The sequence below is a fragment of the Flavobacterium tructae genome (assembly GCF_001853485.1).
Classification (GTDB): domain Bacteria; phylum Bacteroidota; class Bacteroidia; order Flavobacteriales; family Flavobacteriaceae; genus Flavobacterium; species Flavobacterium tructae.
In genome coordinates this window covers 419,094-440,023 of the sequence record NZ_MIKE01000011.1, presented here as the reverse complement: position 1 = coordinate 440,023, position 20,930 = coordinate 419,094, and the positions used below count along the sequence as shown (strand labels likewise).

Below are 20,930 nucleotides of genomic sequence, written 5' to 3'. Positions count from 1 at the left end.
TGGTAAACCTTTTTTTAAATTTGACAAAAAGAAAATCTTAATGAGCATAAATGTAAAAAGCCTTATCCCGGTTCTCAATGCCGAATGGACAGGTTCAGATTCTGATGTTTTTGTTGACCATATTTCGATCGACAGCCGTTCTCTACAAAACGGTTCCAAAACTTTGTTTATTGCCCTTTCGGGGATTAATAATGATGCTCATTTGTATATTGCAGAATTGATAGAAAAAGGAGTTCAGAATTTTGTAGTACAGCATATTCCTGAAGATGTAAAAGGAAAAGCCAGTTTTTTGGTGGTCAAAAATACACTACAGGCTTTACAGGAATTTGCAGGTTATTACAGGGATTTGTTTCATTTCCCTATTATCGGATTGACCGGAAGTAATGGTAAAACGATAGTAAAGGAATGGCTTAATTTCTTGTTGAGTCCGGACTATAATATTATCCGAAGCCCTAAAAGTTATAACTCTCAGGTTGGCGTTCCGTTATCTGTAATTGCTATTAATGAAAAACATAATCTGGGAATTTTCGAAGCTGGAATATCTACGGTTAATGAGATGGTGAAACTTGAAAGAATCATTAAACCTAATATTGGAGTTTTAACCAGTATCGGTTCGGCACATGATGAAGGGTTTAAAAATCTGGAAGAGAAAATAGACGAAAAGTTATTGCTTTTTAAAAATTCAACAGTCATTATTTATCAGAACAACAAGCTTGTAGACGAATGTCTTGCAAAGTTAAGTCTGGACTATTTTTTACCGGAACGAGTACTTTTCTCTTGGAGTTTCACTGATGAATCGGCAGATGTTTTTGTCGTGAAACATATTAATGAGGATGAAACGACCAGTATTCAGGCCCGTTATAAAAATGAAATTTTTGATTTGGAAATCCCATTCAGTGATTCCGCTTCCATAGAAAATGCGATTTCCTGTCTCTTGGTTTTGCTTTACATGAAGTACGATGCCGAAACCATTCAGAATCGATTTCAAAATTTATACCCCGTGCAAATGCGTCTGGAGGTAAAAAATGGAATCAACAATTGCAGTATTATTGACGATAGTTACAGTTCAGACTTTCAGTCACTAAAAATAGCATTGGATTTTTTAGAAAGCCAGCAGAAAAAGAACGCATCAAAAACAGTTATTCTGTCGGATATTTTTCAAAGCGGATTTTCAAATGAAGAATTGTACACCAAAGTAGCACAGTTAATTTCCGATAATAAAATAAACCGTGTCATCGGGATAGGAGAAACGATTTCTTCCTTTGCCGCTAAATTCTCAAACTGTATTACTTTTCCAAATACAGCTGAATTTATTACGCAAATAGAGAGTCTGAATTTCGAAAATGAAGCCATTTTAATCAAAGGAGCGAGATCGTTTCAGTTTGAAGAAATTGTGTCATTACTCGAAGAAAAAACGCATGAAACGATTCTGGAGATCAATCTGAATTCGATTAGCCATAATCTGAATTACTATAAATCGAAATTAGCGACTAACGTTAAGCTAATGGTGATGGTGAAAGCATTTGGTTATGGAAACGGTGGACTTGAAATCGCGAAACTGCTCGAACATCACAAAGTAGATTATTTGGGGGTGGCTTTTGCCGATGAAGGAATCTCTCTTAAAAATGGTGGAATAAAACTACCAATTATGGTGCTGAATCCGGAATCGACCAGCTTTCCTTCGATTATACAGTATCATTTAGAACCCGAAATTTATAGTATCAAAGGATTAAAAGCATTTTTGAAAATTGCAAGAGAAAAGAACCTCAAAGATTTTCCAATTCATATAAAGTTGGATACGGGAATGCATCGTTTGGGCTTTGAAGAAAATACATTGGAGGAACTGATTGAAACTCTCAGAGGAAATTCGACCGTAAAAGTAAAAAGTGTGCTGTCGCATTTGGCAACAAGTGATGAAGTGAAGCATTTTGATTTTGTGAGATCCCAGATTCGTCTGTTTGAAAAATTGTCCTTAAAATTGATTACGGCTTTGGATATTAATCCGATTCGTCATATACTGAATACTTCCGGAATAAGTAATTTTCCCGACGCGCAATACAATATGGTACGTTTAGGAATTGGTTTATATGGAGTTTCGAACGATCCTGCTGAGCAAAAATATCTGGAAAATGTAGGTACTCTGAAATCAATTATCTCTCAGGTACGAACAATTCCGGCGGGAGACAGTGTTGGTTACGGACGTCGTTTTATGGCAGATAAACAAACCAGAGTTGCCACCATACCTATTGGATATGCAGATGGAATTTCGCGCTTGTGGGGAAATAAAGTAGGGTATGTGGTGATTAAGGATCAAAAAGCATTTATTTTAGGAAGTGTTTGTATGGATATGCTCATGGTTGATGTCACCGATATCGATTGTAAAGAAGGTGACTCAGTAATTGTTTTTGGAGAAAGTCCAACGGTTATTGAAATGGCAACTGCTTTAAAAACAATACCGTATGAAATTATGACCAGCATATCACAACGGGTGAAAAGAGTGTTTTTTAGATAATTTTAACAAATTGTCAATAAAATTACGTATTTTCGAAAATCAATTAAGTATAAACTAAAATAATCGATTATGGGATTTTTTGCAGATTTTAAAGCTTCTTTGCTGAAAGGTGATGTGTTGAGTTTAGCAACAGCAGTTGTTATTGGTGGTGCATTTGGAAAAATAGTGGGTTCTGCTGTAGACGATATTATTATGCCAGTTGTTGGTTTACTTACGGGAGGAATTGATTTTACTCAAAAATTTGTTACGCTCGATGGTAATAGTTATCCAAATTTGGCCGCTGCTAAAGCCGCTGGAGCCGCAGTAATTACCTATGGAAATTTGGTTCAGGCAATCATTAACTTTGTAATTATATCATTTTTTGTATTTGTGGTGCTAAGAGCTGCAGATAAAGCGAAGAAAAAAGAAACAGTAGTCGAGGCAGCACCTGCCGGACCAACTCAAGAAGAGCTGCTTACGCAAATTAGAGATTTGCTTAAAAAATAATTCCGCTACACTAAGTCTAACTAAACCGTTCCTTAATAGGGGCGGTTTTTTTGCTTTTTGTTTGTTTTGTAACATTTTGTTATTTTTTGTGAATGACGTTGTTTTGACTTTTATTATGTATACTTTTGCATAACAAAATAAATTAATTCATACTAAACATATAAAAATGAGAATAGCAGTCGTAGGTGCCACTGGTATGGTTGGCGAAGTAATGCTTAAAGTTTTAGCAGAAAGAAATTTTCCTGTTACAGAGTTAATTCCGGTAGCTTCTGAGAAATCAGTAGGAAAAGAAATTGAATATAAAGGAACAAAATACAAAGTGGTAGGACTGCAGACAGCAGTGGATATGAAGGCTGATATTGCTGTTTTTTCGGCAGGAGGTGAAACTTCGCTGGAATGGGCTCCAAAATTTGCTGCAGCCGGTACAACTGTTATTGACAATTCATCAGCATGGAGAATGGACCCGACTAAGAAATTAGTGGTTCCTGAAATCAACGCTTCGACTTTAACCAAAGAAGATAAAATTATCGCAAATCCAAACTGTTCCACTATCCAAATGGTGTTGACTTTGGCTCCATTGCACAGAAAATACAATATTAAGAGAATTATCGTTTCTACGTATCAATCGATCACCGGAACGGGTGTGAAAGCGGTAAGACAGTTAGAAAATGAGTACGCCGGAGTTCAGGGCGAATTGGCTTATAAGTATCCAATTCACAGAAATGCCATTCCACATTGCGACAGTTTTGAGGAAAACGGATACACTAAAGAAGAAATGAAATTAGTTCGTGAAACTCAAAAAATTCTGGGCGATAATACGATCAGAGTAACAGCTACTGCAGTTCGTGTACCGGTTGTTGGCGGACACAGTGAGGCTGTGAACGTTGAGTTTACGAATGATTTTGATGTAAATGAAGTACGTGAAATTTTACACCATACAGATGGAGTAGTAGTTCAGGATAACTTAGATACCTTTACTTACCCAATGCCATTGTTTGCAGAAGGTAAAAATGATGTTTTTGTAGGTAGAATTCGTCGTGACGAAAGCCAGCCAAACACTTTAAACCTGTGGATTGTTGCTGATAACCTTAGAAAAGGAGCTGCAACCAATACGATTCAAATCGCTGAGTATTTAATCGCGGCAGGTTTGGTATAAACAGAGATTAAATAAAATTGTTATAAAGAGAAAACCGTAATTGCAGCAATGCAGTTACGGTTTTTTTGATGCATAAATTTAAAAATCATAAATTAGCTGTTGTAAAAATCAATGATATGAATTTCGATAATTATAAAATAATAGCCAATTACAATACCCATAAAACAGATTTGTTTGTAGCGGATGAAGAAGATATTCTGGCTTGTGAGAAAACCTTAAACATTCTTTTCGACGAAGATTACAAAGCGTATGTTTCAGAATTCGGAAGTGGAATACTTGGAGGGACCTACGTACGGATTTATCTTCCCGAAACCATAATGCTGACGCTCGACGAGTGGAGAAATCGCATAACGGAATATTGGTTCTGGGATGATGGAAAAGATGTGCTTACGAAAGAAGAAGTTTTGAGTTCAGTAAGAATAGGGGATACGTACGACGGCGATGAGATTGTTCTTTTAAAAAACGAATACTTTGTATTGCCAAGACATAGTGAAATGATCTATAAGGCAGGAACTACACTTGAAGAAACGATAACCTGGCTGTGTTCGTCAGGAATCCTGACAGAAGCATTTTCTGAAAGGAATTTTGAGCCATTTAATCCGGGAGAAATTACAGAATAATTGTATAAGCAAACCTGACAGGTTTTTAAAATCTGTCGGATTTATTAAAGTAACAGCCATAAAAAAAGCGAGAAGTAAAATTCTCGCTTTTTTGTATTTAATATTCCGGGGCCAGTTCTAATTCCAGGCCTTCTAATTCTTCAGTAATAGGGATCTGACAACCTAAACGGCTATTAGATTTAACATAAAACGCTTCCGAAAGCATAGCTTCTTCTTCATCTCCCATTTCCGGTAATGCAACATCATTTAGAACGTAACACTGGCAAGAGGCACACATCGCCATTCCTCCGCAAGTTCCTTCAACAGGAAGTTCGTATGCTTTGCATAACTCCATTATGTTCATTGCCATATCAGTCGGAGCCTGTAATTCGTGTATAACTCCTTCTCGATCTTTAATCTTTATTAATACATCCATTTTAATTAGTGGAATTTTACTGGTTCGGATTTTATAACGTGAAAAAATCCTTAAATTATATTAACTGTTTTTGATACTAAATGCGTATTCTTTTTTGCTGCCTTCTTTAAGGTGCATTTTTACTCCAAGAGTATTTCCGTTTTTCTCTAATATCGTTACTATAGCAATTACAGAATAATAATCTTTATCAGATTGAAAAACCAAAGTTCCTTCATAAGTTGAATTCATTACTCCCTGTTTGTCTGTGGTAACAGATACTTTTCTAGGGTGAGAGAATTGTGCAACACTATAAGTTGCTTTGTTGGCAAACTTTGCTTTTCCTCCACAAATGTCGAACAGAAAATCATAGTTTCCAATTCTTAGGCTTCCTTCTTCTTCGTTGGCATTAGTCGAAAATACAATCTGACCTGTGTATTTAAAATCCGACCATTCTTCAGAATCATTTAGCCAGGCTTTGTCAACAACTAACGTTTGAGTGGTTTGTTGCGCATAATTTACAGAAACACAAAATAATAATAAAAACAGAGCGTAAAACTTCTTCATAAAATTTAAGATTTAAGGGTTATGTGACAAATTTAATTAAATAAGTGACAATTCCTTAACTAAAACTCTTAAATATTTGTATTATATTTTGCTAAAAATGCAACAACCCATTTATTTAGCACTGTTTTTTTGCGAAATTATAAATTAAACGATATAAAGCGCTAATATTCTTGTTAAATCGACGAAATCGAATTGCTGAGAAAAATCGCGTTTTTATTACATTATATTAACCACCGTTTCTATTTGTGGGGCATATTTTTTTATAGTGGTCTCAACTCCCGCTTTTAGCGTCATTTGATTTACACTACAGCTGATACATGCTCCTTCAAGACGAACTTTAACATGTTTGTCATCTTCTATAGAAATAAGCGTAATGTCTCCTCCATCAGAATTTAAAAAAGGTCTGATTTCATCAAGAGCTAATAATACGTTGCTTGTTAATTCTTCTGTTGTCATAATTTTATCAATTAGAAAATTGGTCAATTAGATAATTAGACAATTGTGTACATTATCTAATTATCTAATTTTCTCATTATCTTATTATATTAATTTTTTTTAACCGCTGAACATCCCGCCATAGTTGTAATTTTTATGGCTTCAGTCGCAGGTAAACTATCGTTTCTGTTTACAGTTTCCTGTACAACATTTCGTGTAATTCCTTCAAAAACGGTTTCGATTACCGAAGCAGTTTGTAAAGCAGCCGGACGACCATAATCACCAGCTTCACGAATAGATTGTACAATTGGAACTTCTCCTAAAAAAGGAACGTTTAAGTCTTCGGCAAGATTTTTTGCTCCTTCTTGTCCAAAGATATAATATTTATTGTCAGGTAATTCTTCGGGTGTAAAATAAGCCATATTTTCTATGATTCCCAAAACAGGTACATTAATGTTGTCCTGCAGGAACATCGCTACTCCTTTTTTAGCATCGGCTAAAGCCACAGCCTGAGGAGTGCTTACTACTACAGCTCCTGTAATTGGAAGTGATTGCATGATCGAAAGATGAATATCTCCCGTTCCCGGAGGTAAATCGATTAACATAAAATCTAATTCTCCCCAATCGGCATCAAAAATCATTTGATTCAGTGCTTTTGCAGCCATTGGACCTCTCCAGATCACAGCCTGACTTGGTGCTGTAAAGAAACCGATAGAAAGTATTTTGATTTCATAGCTTTCGATAGGTTTCATTTTTGATTTTCCGTCAACAGTAATCGAAACCGGTTTTTCGTTTTCAACGTCAAACATAATTGGCATCGATGGTCCGTAGATATCGGCATCAAGAACACCAACTGAAAAGCCCATTTTGGCAAGTGTTACAGCAAGATTTGCGGTAACAGTCGATTTTCCAACTCCTCCCTTACCGGAAGCAACTGCAATAATATTTTTGATTCCAGGGATAGCACGACCTTTAATTTCGTTTTTCTCCGGAGTTTCTACTTTAATATTTACTTTAATTTTTGCTTCTGGAGATACCAATTCATGGATTGTTTTTTTGATATCATCTTCTGCTCTTTTTTTAATGTGCATTGCTGGCGTATGCAACACCAGGTCTACCACAACTTCATCACCAAAAGTAATGACATTGGCAACAGCGCCGCTTTCAACCATATTTTTTCCTTCTCCCGCTATAGTAATTGTTTCTAGAGCTTTAAGAATTTCTTTTCTGTCTAATTTCATTTTAATGGACTATTTTCGATTGATCGAAATCGATTTAAAGTATTGTGTTAATTTAAACTGATTTCAGACTGCAAAGATAACAGATTATGTTCGGATTCAAACCCTTTTTAAATTGTATTTATTGATATTGAGATTGCTCAAAATGATTCTTACACCTAAGTTTTTGATTCCGTAATCTGAAAAACGAGAGATTGTGTTTTATTTAGAAATAAAAAAACGGGGAAAACATAACAGGTAAACAGATAAAATTTAAGAATAAGATCGTTAAAATATCAATAATCTTAGCTATATTTGAGTACCCTAAATTTGCGATTTCCAAATATTCTGAAAAATATACGAGAACTTGTCTTTGGGGGACAATTATAGGTTTCCGGTATTTTCTGAATAGAATTTAATCTTAAAATTTAAATCTGAAAAATATGCGAAATTTTACTTCTTCTTCTGTAATTATTACCGTTAGTTTTTTGCTGTTTTCTTTCGGATCTTCCGCTAAAGAGAGCGATGCAAGCCACAAATTCAAAGAGTTTGATAATGTTTCTGCATCGAATAGGTATCTTTTTAAAACCGCTGTTGATGCGGCAGCAATCAGTCAGTTTTATAAAAAATATCCTAATCTGAAAAAATATCAGAATGACGTTTTAGACCTGTATAAGAAAAAGGAATATAAAATGATCTGGTACGATGATAAAAGTGTGAGCGAATTTGGAGCACTGTTGTATCATAAGGTACGCTTGTTAAATGAGCAGGGAATTAAAGCTACGATGCCTTATATGAATCTGGTAGATGATGTTTTTAACGAAAACGTAACGAATGATCTTCCGCAAATTGATACAGAATTGTTGTTGTCTAATATGTATGTGTTTTATGCAAGCAACGTTTATTCAGGAGTTGATCCGGCAACATTAAAGAAAATAGGATGGTTTCTGCCTGCAAAAAGTATTTCTTACTCTAAAATATTAGATTCTCTTATGGTTGACCCCGGTCGATTGAATAAAGACGAGGACCTTTTGTTTGGACAGTACTACAAACTTAAATCGGTATTGAAAAGATACAGAAACATTGAGAAAAATAATCAATGGACAAAAATTGATATTGACAGCATAAATTATAAAGACCTGAAGCCTTTTGATAGTGGTGTTGCCATCAAACAAATCAGACAGCGATTGTTTGTGGTGGGAGATCTGGCACAAGATTCTAAAAGAGATGTGTATGACGAGGAGATGATGGCCGGAGTTTTGAAGTATAAAAAAAGGTACGGACTTAAACTGAATTATACCTTAACCCGTGATCATATCAATCAGATGAATGAACCCATTGGTAATCGTATCAAAACGATCATGCTGAATATGGAGCGCTGCCGATGGATACCCGCCTCATTAGCAAAGGCCAGCGAGTACATAATGGTTAATATTCCGTCCTTCAGGCTGATTTATGTGAAAAACGGTAAATATGAACTCGTTTCGGATGTTTTTGTGGGAACCCGAATGACCGAGACCGTAATTTTTAGCGGTAATATGGATCGAATTGTATTTAGTCCGTATTGGTATGTTCCGCAGAGCATCATCAAAAATGAGCTGAAACTGAAAATGGCAGAAGATAAAAATTATCTGGCCGATCATAATATGGAATGGAACGGAGGGAATGTAAGACAAAAACCGGGACCTAAAAACTCTTTAGGATTAGTTAAATTCATGTTTCCAAATCCAAATGACATCTACCTGCACGATACTCCTGCAAAAAGTTTGTTTGATTTCGAAAAACGTATTTTCAGCCATGGCTGTATCAATGTTAAAGAGGCAAAACCATTGGCTTTGGCTATTTTGAAAGACAATCCCGACTGGCCGGTAGATAAAATCGATAAAGCGATGAGCGGTGAAAAAGAAACCACTTGTATGCTGAAAACCAAAATTCCAATTTATATTGGATATTTTACGGCCTGGGTAACGGATGACGGAGAAATTGGTTTTTATCCCGATGTTTACGACAGAGATAAACAGCTGGATAAGTTATTATATTCCGATTCAGTTGTTTCGAAATAAAAAAAGAAACCCGCCAGATCAATATGATTTGGCGGGTTTTAAAAAAAATGGTCTACAAGTTTATATCAAATTTACTTACATTTTAGTTCAATGTTTTCTGGAATAATGCCGATGTAATATGAAAATAGTACAATGCAATTGGACTATATTGAATATACAATCGGTATTATTCGTATTTTAGGTATTTTAAGATATCAATCTTAGTTACCTGATAAGCTTTTGCTAAAACGATGACAAGCGTTAAAGCCAATAGGGAAGCCAGAGCGATACTGAATGGAATTACCGAGACTCCAATTCGGAAGGCAAAGTTTTCCAGCCATTTTTGTAGCAAAAGGTATGCCGGAATAATACCAATCACAAATCCAAGTAAACAGAAACCAACATACTGCTTGGATAATTCTTTTAATAAAGCGTCAGTTTCAGCGCCCAATGTTTTTCTAATGGCAATTTCTTTTAGTCTTCGCTCCATCGAGAAAGAAGCCAAAGCAAATAATCCGAAAATGGCGATGATGATCACTACAAGATTTAAAATGAAAAAGAGATTTTTCTGTTTTACCTGTTCCTGATAGGTTCGGGCAAAACCTTTATTGACGAATTCATATTCAAAAGGATAATCCTGATTGATGCTTTTCGTCCAGTATTTGTCTAGTTTTGCTAAGGTTCCGGCCAGATTATCTGGAGAAACTTTTACATAGATATTGTCAAAATTATTCCACTTTAGAGTTCTAAGATTGATAAAAACCATTGGAGGTACTTTGTCCTGTAAACCTGTGATATGAAAGTCTTTTACAACACCCACGATTTTAAATTTCATGTTGCCTTTTTCATTTCCCCAGCCTGATGTTACTACAGTATTAAGGGGTTTTTTAAGGTCTAATGTTTTGACAAGAGTTTCGTTTACCAGCCAGTTGTCGATGGTGTCTGAAGCAAATTTTGGAGATAAGTCTCTTCCCTGAACAATTTTTATTTTCATCATATCCAGAAAACCAAAATCCATTTCGACATTTCGGGGTTGTACAAAAATACTGTTGTGTGTAAATCCTGAGCTGGAGTTAGTGCTATTTCCAAAAGAACCCGCAAAGGTGGATACGTCTACAACGCCGGACATTTTTAAAAGTTCCTGTCTGGTGGTTTGGTATTTGAGTAATTTTTTGTCACGTTCCTGATAATTAAAAGGAATTTTAATGACCTGATCTCCGCTAAAACCAAGATCTTTGTTCATCATATAACTCACCTGAGAATTCACGATTAAAGCACCTATGATGAAAAAAGCGGCAATACCAAACTGAAAAATAAGCATCGAATTTCGAATCCAGATACCGCTTTTACTTCTGGAGAAGTTTCCTTTAAGTACTTTTAGAGTCTCAAAATTCGAGATATAAATGGCAGGAAAAATACCCGCAAGAACGATTACTAATCCGAACATAAAAATAAGCTGCAGGTAAAATTCGCTGCCATTCATAGTTAAAGATTTTTTCAGGAAAGTATTGTAGTAGGGTAGTGAAAGCTCTACAATTGCAAGGGCAAAAAGAATTGCCAAAACTACTATTATAGCTGTCTCGAAAATAAATTGAAGAACAATTTGCTTTTTAGTAGCTCCTACAATTTTACGAACGCCAACTTCCTTAGCACGTTTTATTGCCGAAGCTGTTGCTAAATTGATGTAGTTTACCAGTGAAAGAATCAAAATCAAAATAGAAAGCCCCACCATAATATAAAGCAATTGCAAATTTCCTTTTCCTTCCGGAAGATTTGCCCCTTGCGATGATTTTGTACCGTGAAGACGGGTATCGCTTAATTTATCTAATATTACAGTTGTCTGTCCGTTTTCTTTTAAATATTGTTCCGGAGTTTGTCCGCTCGCTTTTGCATCTTTCAAAGTTCGGTTAACGTAATCTACATTTTGCATTTTCTTTAAAACAGTTGCAATATCAGTTCCTTTTTTAACTTTAATCATTAGGCCATAATTAAAGTTACCCCAACTTTGCTCGTCGCCTTCACGTGCAATTCCGCTAAAAACATAGTTAGGTTCAAAAGCGGAAGGGCTTATGGTTTTGTAGACCGATTTTACGGTATAATTTGTGTCATAATAAGTGATGGATTTACCAATAGGATCTGCATTTTTAAAAAGTAACTTTGCTGTTTCCTCTGATATTGCCACACTATTTTTTTCTTTCAGGATATTGGTTTTTGCTCCCTTTATGATAGGCAACGGAAACATGTCAAAAAAACCATTGTCCGAAACGGTAATCTTTTTATGGAAAAATTTTTGTCCCTGATATTTGATCATATCATTGCCATACCAGGAATTAAAAAAACAGATCGATTCGATTTCCGGAATGGTGGCTTTGCAGGTTCTTCCGAAAGGAATACTGCTCGAGGCCCAAATGTCTCCCGTTGCTCCAATTTTATTAAAAACCTGATAGACGTTCTCTTTTTCGGGATTCCATTGGTCATAGGCATTTTCGTTATTCCAATATAGAATGGCGAAAATTACTCCTGCGATTCCAATGCTTAATCCCAGGATATTTAAAAACGAAAACAGTTTGTTTTGTTTCAAATGATATATAAATATCTTAAACCAGTTAAAAATCATGTTTTATTTTTTATAGTTGTTACAGTTGGTTTTGAAATAGTTTTACAGGTTTTATAATCTGTAAGGCATTATAGGCCGGATAGTATTTTGCAAACAAACCCCATCAGGATTATGATTGCACTTACGATGAATTTGATCATTTTACTTTTATTTAGCGTCCATAAAAACATCAACATTTCGTTGATTGAATTTTTCAGAGAATACCACACCATCTTTCATATGGATCGTTCTTTGCGAAAACGAAGCATCATAATCAGAGTGGGTAACCATTAAAATAGTAGCTCCTTTAGCGTGTAAATCGGTTAAGAGTTCCATTACCTCATTACCGTTTTTGCTATCTAAATTTCCGGTTGGCTCATCGGCCAGAATAATTTTAGGATCGTTTACCAAAGCTCTTGCAACGGCAACTCTTTGCTGTTGTCCCCCTGAAAGTTGTTGCGGAAAATGTTTAAGGCGGTGAGAGATATTCAGTTTCTCGGCAATAGCTTCGATTTTTTGTTTTCTCTCAGTTGCTTTTACATTGTTGTAGATCAAAGGCAATTCGATATTGTCGTAAACCGAAAGTTCGTCGATCAGGTTAAAATTTTGGAAAATAAAGCCAATGTTTTCTTTTCGGACATTTGCTCTTCCTTTCTCTTTTAAACCAATCATTTCCTGATCTAATAACTTGTAACTCCCGCCTGAAGCGCTGTCCAGAAGACCTATGATATTAAGTAAAGTTGATTTTCCACAGCCTGAAGGTCCCATAATGGTTAAAAAATCACCTTTTTTAATCTCTAAAGAAATCCCGCTTAAAGCTGCTGTTTCTACTTCTTCCGTTCTGAAAACTTTGGTTAGGTTTTGAATTGTTATCATAAGTTTTGAAATTTTAGTGGTTGCTAATTCTATTTTTTGATTGATGATTGATGATTGAAACTTTGTGAATTGTTAATTGTAAGATGTAAAATGTAAACTGCGACTGTATACTGTGACTGTGACTACAAACTGCGACTGGAAACTACTACTGAGAACTAATAGATAATTCTTCAATGTCTTTATAATCGGTATATGATGAAGTGATAACCGATTCACCTTCTTTTAAGCCTTCGAGAACTTCATAATACGATGGGTTTTCTCTTCCTAGTTTTATATTTCTTCTTTCTGCTTTATTTCCTTTTACTACAAAAATCCATTTTCCTGCTGCCTCCTGATTGAAACTTCCTTTTGAAACCACCAGAGTCTTGTTCTTTTCGGACAGAATCAGTTTTACACCAAAACTAAGACCGTCTTGTAAAGTGATATTTTCTTTGGATATAAAAGCCAACTCCACTCTAAAGTGTCCGCTTTTTACCTCCGGAATTACTTTTGTAACTAAAACTTCCAGATTTTTTCCTTGAAATTCTACCTGACCTTTCAATCCTTCGCGTACTTTTTCCAAATAAAATTCATCTACATCGGCTGCTAATTTGTAACCTTGCTTAGAATCTATTTTTCCGATACTTTCACCTGCCTGAAACGTTTTTCCCAAAACAGGTTGAAAAGAAGTTAATCTCCCCGATTCCGGTGCTGTAATTAAGAAGTTCTTTTTATTGTTTCTTAAAATATCCAGACTTTTTTCCATAGTCTGAATCGAACGGTTGATTTGAGAAATTTGAACCTGATTGGTTTGTTTTTCTTTTTGAATACTTTGTTGGATCGTTCTTTTACGCTCGTCCTGAAAACGAAGGCTTTCTTTAAAATTATTCCAATCATTTCTCGAAATCACATCTTTTTCAAATAATTTCGCGTTCATGTCGTACAACCTTTTGGCGTCATTGTAATCGTGTTCTATTAAAACCAGATCCTTGGTTAAGTTCAGCTCCTGATTTCTGATGTTCAGTTTTCCGGTGTTTAAATTATTGATTTGCTCGATAATAGCGGTTTCCTGAGTCAGGTAATTTAGTTCTGTGTTCGGATTGAACAAACGTGCTAAGGGCTGACCTTTGGTAACCATTGCGCCGTTTTCAACAAAAATCTCTTTAACAGATCCGCCTTCGGTAACATTTACGAGCATTACGTTAAGAGGTTCTACTTTGGCCTGAAAAACAACAAAATCTTCAAAGAAAGCTTTTTCTACTTTTTGAACGCTAAGTTCATCGGCTTTTACATTTAAACTTCTTTTGGTATTAAACGAGAAAAATACAATTGTTGCCAAAACTAAAAAAACTCCAATTGCTATTGTGAGATATCTAAATTTTCTATTTTTACGAGGAATTATCTTGTCCATTTCTTTAATAATTTACTGATTACCAATAGGTAAATACTGTGCCATAAAAAGTATAACCTGTAAAGTATTGATTTTAAAGAAGCTTTAAAAACCATCTAAAAAAGAAGTGTTCGGAAATGAACAGTTGACCGTTCAGAATCGGACAAAAAAAGACAGCATGCGAAAGAAACAAGCCCATATTTTAATCGTCGACGATCAGGAAGAAATTCTTTTTTCGGCAAAAATGATTCTCAAAAAACATTTTGAAACCATTTTTACGACCAACAGTCCCAAAAAAATCATCTCCATTTTAAACGAGAATGAAATAAATGTGGTTTTGTTGGACATGAACTATCGAATTGGTTTTGAAGATGGGCGCGAAGGAATCCATTGGCTGAAGGAAATTAAAACACTTTCGCCAAAGACTGTTGTGATTTTAATGACTGCTTTTGGTAAAATTGACACTGCGGTTGAAGGAATTAAAATTGGGGCTTTTGATTATGTTTTGAAACCCTGGAACAATGAAAAGCTGCTGGAAATCATTGATAAGGCTGTAGTAGAGAGCCGAAAGAATAGTAAAAAAGAAGTAGTAGAAAAATCAACCAAAAGTTATTTTACAGGAACTTCTCCTAAAATTAAGCAGGCATACGGTATTGCCGAGAGAGTTGCCAAAACAGCTGCTAATGTTTTAATCTTAGGTGAAAATGGAACAGGAAAGTATGTTTTTGCCGAGTTCATCCATTTGAATTCAGAACGAAAAGAGCAGCCTTTTGTGCATGTCGATCTGGGGTCACTGAGTGATAACTTGTTTGAAAGTGAACTTTTTGGATATGCCAAGGGGGCTTTTACAGATGCTAAAACAGATACTGCGGGAAGATTTGAAGCGGCTTCGGGCGGTACAATTTTTCTGGATGAGATAGGGAATATTCCGTTACATCTGCAATCCAAACTGTTACATGTTTTGCAAACCAAAACCGTAACCCGTTTGGGCGAAAGCAAAGCAAGACCGCTGAATGTAAGGATCATTGCGGCTACCAATGCTGATATAAAAGCAGAAGTAAAAAATAAAATGTTTAGGGAAGATTTACTGTACCGAATCAACACCATGGAGATTCATTTACCTTCTTTGCGTGAGCGAAAAGACGATATTATCCCGATGGCTAATTTTATTTTGGATAAAATTGCTGAAAAATACAATCAGGAAAATTGGTGTTTTGATGATAATGTCGGACCCTATTTAGAAAAATATCCCTGGAAAGGAAATATTCGGGAATTAGAGAATAAGATTGAGCGTGCCTTAATTTTGGCCGATAATCATACTATTTCGGTAACCAATCTGGATATTTTGGATTTCGAAGAACTTCAGGAAAACGACGAAAATCCACTGTCTGAAATGGAAAAAAGTGCCATCGAGAAAACATTGTTTAAGAATAATGGAAATATCAGCAAAACAGCCGAAGAACTTGGGCTTTCAAGAGCCGCTTTGTACAGAAGAATTGAAAAATATGATCTGAGAAACATCTAAACTTAAAAATAGTTTCGAACGACTTTGAAAGATTCTTGTTGAATATTAAACTTTTGAATCTGTCGGAATAAAAAATAAAACAATGAAGAACTGGAAATTTTATAATGCTTTGTTTGCAAGGATTCTGTTGGTGATGATTCCCTTTTTCTTTTGTGTCTTTTTGATTTACAAAGAACTGTATTACAATGCAATTCTGGTTGGTTTTGTCGTTTTTCTATTGTTGTCTGAAATGTATTTTTTTGTTAAAGGGCAAACCTTGTTTTACGATAAAATGCTTTTATCGATTCTGCAGGATGATTTTTCGAATAATTTTCCGGAAGAAAGCAAAAAGGAGAATTTCAGAAACTTGTTCTTGCTTTATGATAAGTTAAAAGTTCAACGACAGGAACAGACGTCAAAAGAGCGCATCTATCAGTCCATTTTAAATAATATCGACACTGCTACTTTAATTCTGGAGAAAGAAGGTGAGGACTGGAATCTCTTTTTAATGAACGATTGCTTTTCAAACTTATTCAAAGTACCAAAAGTAAGCCAGTGGAAGTATCTTAAAAACTATTTGCCCTCTCTTTGTGAGGAAATCGAAAAGACCAATTTTACAGAATTGAAAACGGCTATTTCGATCAAGATCGAAGATCAGGACTTACAGACTTTTGTGCTTCAGACTTCGCATACGAAAATGTATGAAAAAGAATATTTTATTATTCTGTTGGACAGTATTCAGCGTGTTATCGAGAAAAAAGAAAAGGAAGCCTGGATCAATCTGATGAAAATTATCTCGCACGAGTTAATGAATTCGCTAACGCCAATCCGTGCACTTTCGCAAAATTTACTGCAAATAGTTGATCAGGACGAATTAGAAGAGGATGATTTTGAGGATATTAAAAGTAGTATTTCGACCATTATCAATCGAAGCGATCATTTGCAGGTTTTTGTAGAGAATTATCGAAAACTAGCCATGCTGCCGACTCCGACTAAAAAAATGACTCCTATAAAGGTTCTTTTTGAAGACTGTCTTCGGGTAATGAGTCCAATTTTAAAGACGGAAAATATAGAACTGGTAAACGAAATTAATAGTTCAAGATCGATTTTAATTGATAAAAGTCAGATAGAACAGGTAATTATCAATTTGATTACCAATAGTATTTATGCTTTGAAAGAAAAGAGCGAAAAGAAGATGTTCTTGTCATCGTATACTGAAAACAATCGCTTTTTTATTATCATTTCGGATAACGGAAAAGGAATTGATACCGAGATCAGAGATAAAGTTTTTCTGCCGTTTTTCACCACGAGAAAAGATGGTGCCGGAATTGGACTAACGCTTTCTAAAAATATCATCGAAGCGCACGGAGGGTATTTGAGTTACCAAACCGATGAGGATAAAACCAGCTTTGTAATTTGCCTGATTTGATTAAAGCGTCAAAAAGTAAAATAACAATCGAAATAAAACTACTGTCGAACTTTAAAAGACAGGATAAAGAGAAAAGTGTAAGGTTTTAAATTATGCGACCCTTGCGCCTTCCTTGCGTACCTTGCGGTTAAATAAAAAACTTTAAAGCTCGATTTCAGGCTGCCAGAAGTGTTTTTCAAAATCTACAATCTGATTGTCTATGACTTTAATGCCTTCGCTTTCGAGTAACTGTTGCATTAAATTGGTTCCGTCAAAATGGTGTTTTCCGGTGAGAAGTCCTTTTCTGTTTACCACACGATGCGCGGGAACATCATCCATGTTGTGACAGGCGTTCATGGCCCAGCCTACCATTCGGGCAGAGCGGGCTGTTCCTAAAGCTTTGGCAATTGCGCCATAAGAAGTTACTTTTCCGTACGGAATTTGTCTTGCGATTGCATAAACTCTTTCAAAAAAATTATCTTCTGCCATAGATTAGTTTTTGCCACAGATGAAAATGATTAAAGGGATTTTTTTGTTCACTTTACTCGTAAATCTGCCTGAAAATTATAGTATTTTCATCATGATAAAAGTAATCATTTTAATCCGGGTAATCTGTGACTATTATTGTATTAGCTGAAATAGTAAGTCAAAATATTAAAAAGCGTGAGTACGGCAATTAATCCTGTGATGCTTCCAATAATGGTATTCATGTTTTTCATCAGATAGTCTGTTTTCTTCTCGATTCTTCCAAAGAAACCAATGTAGCTGTATAAAGCGGCAAATGAGCCTAAAACAGATCCGAATACAAAAGTAAAAATAATGTTGTTTTCAAATGCAAAAAGGTGGTAAGAGGCCAAAGTAACACTTACAACCACATAATACGGAATAGGGAAGAAGTTAAGTCCGGAAAGCAGCATTCCCAGAAAGAAACGACTTTTTTTACTGGTCTTTTTTATTTTTGATTTTTTGGCTTTAGGTTCTTTGGCTATAAACAAAAAATAAACAGTTAAAACAGAGAAAATAACAAATCCTACTTCGCGTAACAATGTCACTACATCCGGACGATTGTCGATGACGCGTGCAAAAAAAACGGCTAAAGAAACCTGAAAAAAGATCACTAAGACAGCTCCTGCAACAAACCATAAAGCATTTTTTTTCCCCTCTTTCAAATTTACTTTGGCTGCCGTCATGTTGATTAAACCTGGTGGAATAATCCCAATGAAAGCGGCAAGAAAACCTGAAAGTAATGGGGTAAGTAATGCCATTCAGTTGATTGATGGGTTATGAAAAAAAGTTTTTAAAATTAAATTAGTCTTTAATTTTAAAACGAATATACGTAATTGCCTTGTTAATCTCTAAATATTGTTTTTCATAAAAAGTCTGGAATGCCGTAACTTCTTCAGGGCTTCCTTCATTTTTATATACATTATGATTGGCGTATAAAACCTCGTGACCTTCACCGTGAAGTAATCCCAAAGTGTAACCGTGCATGAATTCACTGTCGGTTTTTAAGTTTACGACACCGTCTTTTTTAAGGATTCTTTTATACAATTTCAAGAACTCCGAATTGGTCATACGGTGTTTGGTTCTCTTGTATTTGATTTGCGGATCCGGAAAAGTAATCCAGATTTCATCCACTTCATTGTCGGCAAAAATATGATTGATTAGTTCGATTTGAGTTCGAACAAATGCAACGTTGTGTAATCCGTTTTCAACAGCAGTTTTGGCACCTCTCCAGAAACGGGCTCCTTTAATATCAATTCCGATAAAATTTTTGTTCGGATATCTTTCCGCTAATCCAACAGAATATTCTCCTTTTCCACATCCCAATTCTAAAACTAATGGATTATCATTTTTAAAGAAATCAGAATTCCATTTTCCTTTCAAAGGCATTAAATCGCCTACAACTTCTTCTCTGGTTGGTTGAAAAACGTTTTGAAATGTTTCGTTTTCTCTGAATCTTTTTAGTTTATTTTTACTTCCCACTTTTACAAAAATTTTCAGCAAAATTAAGGAATATAAACGAATGAAAATAGCACAATTAGCTTTAAAAGTTTTCCGCTACGAATTTTCATCAAGGATATTTTTTTTCGCCACGAATTCACGAATTAATTTAAGCGGTTTGGTCGGAAAAAATTAGTGTAAATTAGTGGAATTCGTGGCAACCTTTTTTTAGCCGCAGATTTTATGGATTAGCACAGATTGAAAAATCATTTTAATCCATAAAATCTGTGGCAAAAGAATTAACCGTAATGGACTTCAGTAATAGCTTTTAATTTAGGGTCAAGTGTTTCATCGTGTTGGGATAAATCCAATCCGATATGTTCGTTCTCCTCAGAAACACGCAACGGAATAATGAAATTGGTTACCTTAAATAAAAAGTACGCTCCGAAAAAAGTAAAAATAGAAACCAATACCAATGCCATCATGTGATGTGCAAATACATTCCAGCCTCCGTGTAACAAACTCGCATCTTCACCATGAGCAAAAATAGCAGTTAGAATCATTCCCATAATTCCGCCTACCCCGTGACAGGCAAAAACGTCAAGAGTATCATCGAATTTTTTTGATAAGTGACAATTTACAACTGAGTTGGAAACCAAAGCCGTTATAAATCCAAAAAACATACTTTCAGGAACCGATACATAACCTGCAGCCGGAGTAATGGCAACCAAGCCTACCACAGCTCCAATACAAGCACCAAGAGCAGAAACTTTTCGGCCGTTCATTCGGTCAAAGAAAACCCAGGTTAACATGGCTGCCGCCGATGAGGTTGTAGTTGTAGCAAAAGCCATTGCGGCGGTTCCATTGGCTGCAAGAGCCGAGCCGGCATTGAAGCCAAACCATCCAAACCATAACATTCCGGTTCCTAATAGTACAAACGGAATATTGGTTGGAATGTGCTGATTGTTTTTTCTTTTTCCCAAAACCAGTACTCCCGCCAAAGCTGCAAATCCTGAACTCATGTGTACAACCGTTCCTCCGGCGAAATCTTTTACGCCAAAATAACTGCCTAAAATACCTGTTGGATACCAAACAGAATGGCACAATGGTGCATAAATAAACAGAGTAAACAAACTGATAAAAAGTAAATACGATATAAAACGAACGCGCTCTGCAAAAGAACCAGTAATAATGGCCGGAGCAATAATCGCAAATTTCATTTGAAACAATGCAAAAAGCATAAACGGAATCGTGCTGGCCAATTGTTTGTGAGGCAGAACTCCCACATAATCCATAAAAGCAAAAGTGGTTGGATCACCAAAGAAACTATAAAAGTGACCTCCTAAATTTAGACCTACAGGATCGCCAAAAGCCAGACTAAAGGCCACTACAACCCATAAAAGCGTGACAACCCCTAAACAGATAAAGCTCTGCAACATGGTCGAAATTACATTTTTCTTGCCAACCATTCCGCCGTAAAAAAAAGACAGTCCCGGAGTCATGATTAAAACCAGACAGCAGGACGTTAACATCCAGGCGACATCGGCAGGAACGATATGATCGGTTGTGCCAAATTCAGATAATACGTAACTATTTTCGGTGATAGTTGGCCAAAAAGCACCAGTAACGCAAACAATACTGATGATAATAAAGGAAATGATCCAGCGTTTTTCTATTTTCATTTTTCAAATACTTTGTGTGTCCCTATTTTTTTAGGGTTAAAGTTATGAAAAAATGAATATTATGGTTTTTAGGGGTGTGAAAACAGAGGTGTGATTTTTATTTTAGTGGATTTTATAAAATACAC

18 protein-coding genes are annotated in these 20,930 nt (G+C 35.6%); 7 read left to right on the top strand and 11 right to left on the bottom strand.

Features of this window, described 5'->3' with window-relative positions:
* Positions 1–40 precede the first annotated feature (40 nt).
* The 4 genes from BHE19_RS03905 to BHE19_RS03890 all read left to right on the top strand — a co-directional run bounded on the left by BHE19_RS03905 (position 41) and on the right by BHE19_RS03890 (position 4,774).
* Positions 41–2,512, top strand: a complete 2,472-nt coding sequence (locus BHE19_RS03905; protein WP_070906568.1) for a bifunctional UDP-N-acetylmuramoyl-tripeptide:D-alanyl-D-alanine ligase/alanine racemase — start codon at positions 41–43, stop codon at positions 2,510–2,512.
* Between the two features lie 69 nt (positions 2,513–2,581).
* Complete coding sequence (mscL, locus tag BHE19_RS03900; RefSeq protein WP_017494687.1) at positions 2,582–2,998, top strand: large conductance mechanosensitive channel protein MscL; 417 nt, start codon at positions 2,582–2,584, stop codon at positions 2,996–2,998.
* A gap of 166 nt (positions 2,999–3,164) precedes the next feature.
* Positions 3,165–4,154 carry an aspartate-semialdehyde dehydrogenase gene (locus BHE19_RS03895; protein WP_017494688.1) on the top strand — a complete coding sequence of 330 codons (990 nt, stop codon included), beginning with the start codon at positions 3,165–3,167 and terminating at the stop codon, positions 4,152–4,154.
* 116 nt (positions 4,155–4,270) lie between these two features.
* Complete coding sequence (locus BHE19_RS03890; RefSeq protein ID WP_070906567.1) at positions 4,271–4,774, top strand: SMI1/KNR4 family protein; 504 nt, start codon at positions 4,271–4,273, stop codon at positions 4,772–4,774.
* A gap of 97 nt (positions 4,775–4,871) precedes the next feature.
* Here BHE19_RS03890 and BHE19_RS03885 read toward each other — a convergent pair whose 3' ends face one another.
* The 4 genes from BHE19_RS03885 to BHE19_RS03870 all read right to left on the bottom strand — a co-directional run bounded on the left by BHE19_RS03885 (position 4,872) and on the right by BHE19_RS03870 (position 7,408).
* On the bottom strand, positions 4,872–5,189 hold the full coding sequence (locus BHE19_RS03885) for a 2Fe-2S iron-sulfur cluster-binding family protein (RefSeq protein ID WP_012023404.1): 318 nt from the start codon (positions 5,187–5,189) through the stop codon (positions 4,872–4,874).
* A 60-nt stretch (positions 5,190–5,249) separates the two neighbouring features.
* Positions 5,250–5,732 (bottom strand): hypothetical protein, encoded by a 483-nt coding sequence (locus BHE19_RS03880; RefSeq protein ID WP_017494690.1) that lies wholly within the window; start codon positions 5,730–5,732, stop codon positions 5,250–5,252.
* 216 nt (positions 5,733–5,948) lie between these two features.
* Positions 5,949–6,188 carry a NifU family protein gene (locus BHE19_RS03875; protein ID WP_017494691.1) on the bottom strand — a complete coding sequence of 80 codons (240 nt, stop codon included), beginning with the start codon at positions 6,186–6,188 and terminating at the stop codon, positions 5,949–5,951.
* 89 nt (positions 6,189–6,277) lie between these two features.
* A complete protein-coding gene (locus tag BHE19_RS03870; protein WP_070906051.1) occupies positions 6,278–7,408 on the bottom strand; it encodes an Mrp/NBP35 family ATP-binding protein in 1,131 nt (376 codons plus the stop codon).
* 419 nt (positions 7,409–7,827) lie between these two features.
* Here BHE19_RS03870 and BHE19_RS03865 point away from each other — a divergent pair, with 419 nt between their 5' ends.
* Positions 7,828–9,447: a L,D-transpeptidase family protein gene (locus BHE19_RS03865; RefSeq protein ID WP_070906050.1), complete on the top strand. Its 1,620-nt coding sequence runs from the start codon at positions 7,828–7,830 to the stop codon at positions 9,445–9,447.
* A 166-nt stretch (positions 9,448–9,613) separates the two neighbouring features.
* On the opposite strand, the gene BHE19_RS03860 is transcribed toward BHE19_RS03865, so the two are convergent.
* From BHE19_RS03860 to BHE19_RS03850, 3 genes are all read right to left on the bottom strand, one after another.
* Complete coding sequence (locus tag BHE19_RS03860) at positions 9,614–12,043, bottom strand: ABC transporter permease (RefSeq protein ID WP_070906049.1); 2,430 nt, start codon at positions 12,041–12,043, stop codon at positions 9,614–9,616.
* A gap of 147 nt (positions 12,044–12,190) precedes the next feature.
* A complete protein-coding gene (locus BHE19_RS03855; protein ID WP_017494695.1) occupies positions 12,191–12,898 on the bottom strand; it encodes an ABC transporter ATP-binding protein in 708 nt (235 codons plus the stop codon).
* 145 nt (positions 12,899–13,043) lie between these two features.
* Positions 13,044–14,288 (bottom strand): efflux RND transporter periplasmic adaptor subunit, encoded by a 1,245-nt coding sequence (locus BHE19_RS03850; RefSeq protein ID WP_070906048.1) that lies wholly within the window; start codon positions 14,286–14,288, stop codon positions 13,044–13,046.
* Positions 14,289–14,445: 157 nt separating this feature from the next.
* Here BHE19_RS03850 and BHE19_RS03845 point away from each other — a divergent pair, with 157 nt between their 5' ends.
* Both BHE19_RS03845 and BHE19_RS03840 read left to right on the top strand, forming a co-directional pair.
* The gene (locus BHE19_RS03845; RefSeq protein WP_070906566.1) at positions 14,446–15,792 is read left to right on the top strand and encodes a sigma-54-dependent transcriptional regulator; all 1,347 of its coding nucleotides are present in this window, start codon (positions 14,446–14,448) and stop codon (positions 15,790–15,792) included.
* An 82-nt stretch (positions 15,793–15,874) separates the two neighbouring features.
* A complete protein-coding gene (locus tag BHE19_RS03840; protein ID WP_070906047.1) occupies positions 15,875–17,200 on the top strand; it encodes a sensor histidine kinase in 1,326 nt (441 codons plus the stop codon).
* 141 nt (positions 17,201–17,341) lie between these two features.
* Here the strand turns inward: BHE19_RS03840 and BHE19_RS03835 are convergent, their stop codons facing one another.
* The 4 genes from BHE19_RS03835 to BHE19_RS03820 form a co-directional block, all read right to left on the bottom strand.
* The gene (locus tag BHE19_RS03835; RefSeq protein ID WP_070906046.1) at positions 17,342–17,668 is read right to left on the bottom strand and encodes an MGMT family protein; all 327 of its coding nucleotides are present in this window, start codon (positions 17,666–17,668) and stop codon (positions 17,342–17,344) included.
* Positions 17,669–17,808: 140 nt separating this feature from the next.
* Positions 17,809–18,444, bottom strand: coding sequence for a LysE family transporter (locus BHE19_RS03830; RefSeq protein ID WP_070906045.1), 636 nt, complete (start codon positions 18,442–18,444; stop codon positions 17,809–17,811).
* A gap of 43 nt (positions 18,445–18,487) precedes the next feature.
* Positions 18,488–19,165, bottom strand: a complete 678-nt coding sequence (trmB, locus tag BHE19_RS03825; protein ID WP_026109789.1) for a tRNA (guanosine(46)-N7)-methyltransferase TrmB — start codon at positions 19,163–19,165, stop codon at positions 18,488–18,490.
* A 257-nt stretch (positions 19,166–19,422) separates the two neighbouring features.
* Positions 19,423–20,805 (bottom strand): ammonium transporter, encoded by a 1,383-nt coding sequence (locus BHE19_RS03820; protein WP_070906044.1) that lies wholly within the window; start codon positions 20,803–20,805, stop codon positions 19,423–19,425.
* Between the last annotated feature and the right edge of the window lie 125 nt (positions 20,806–20,930).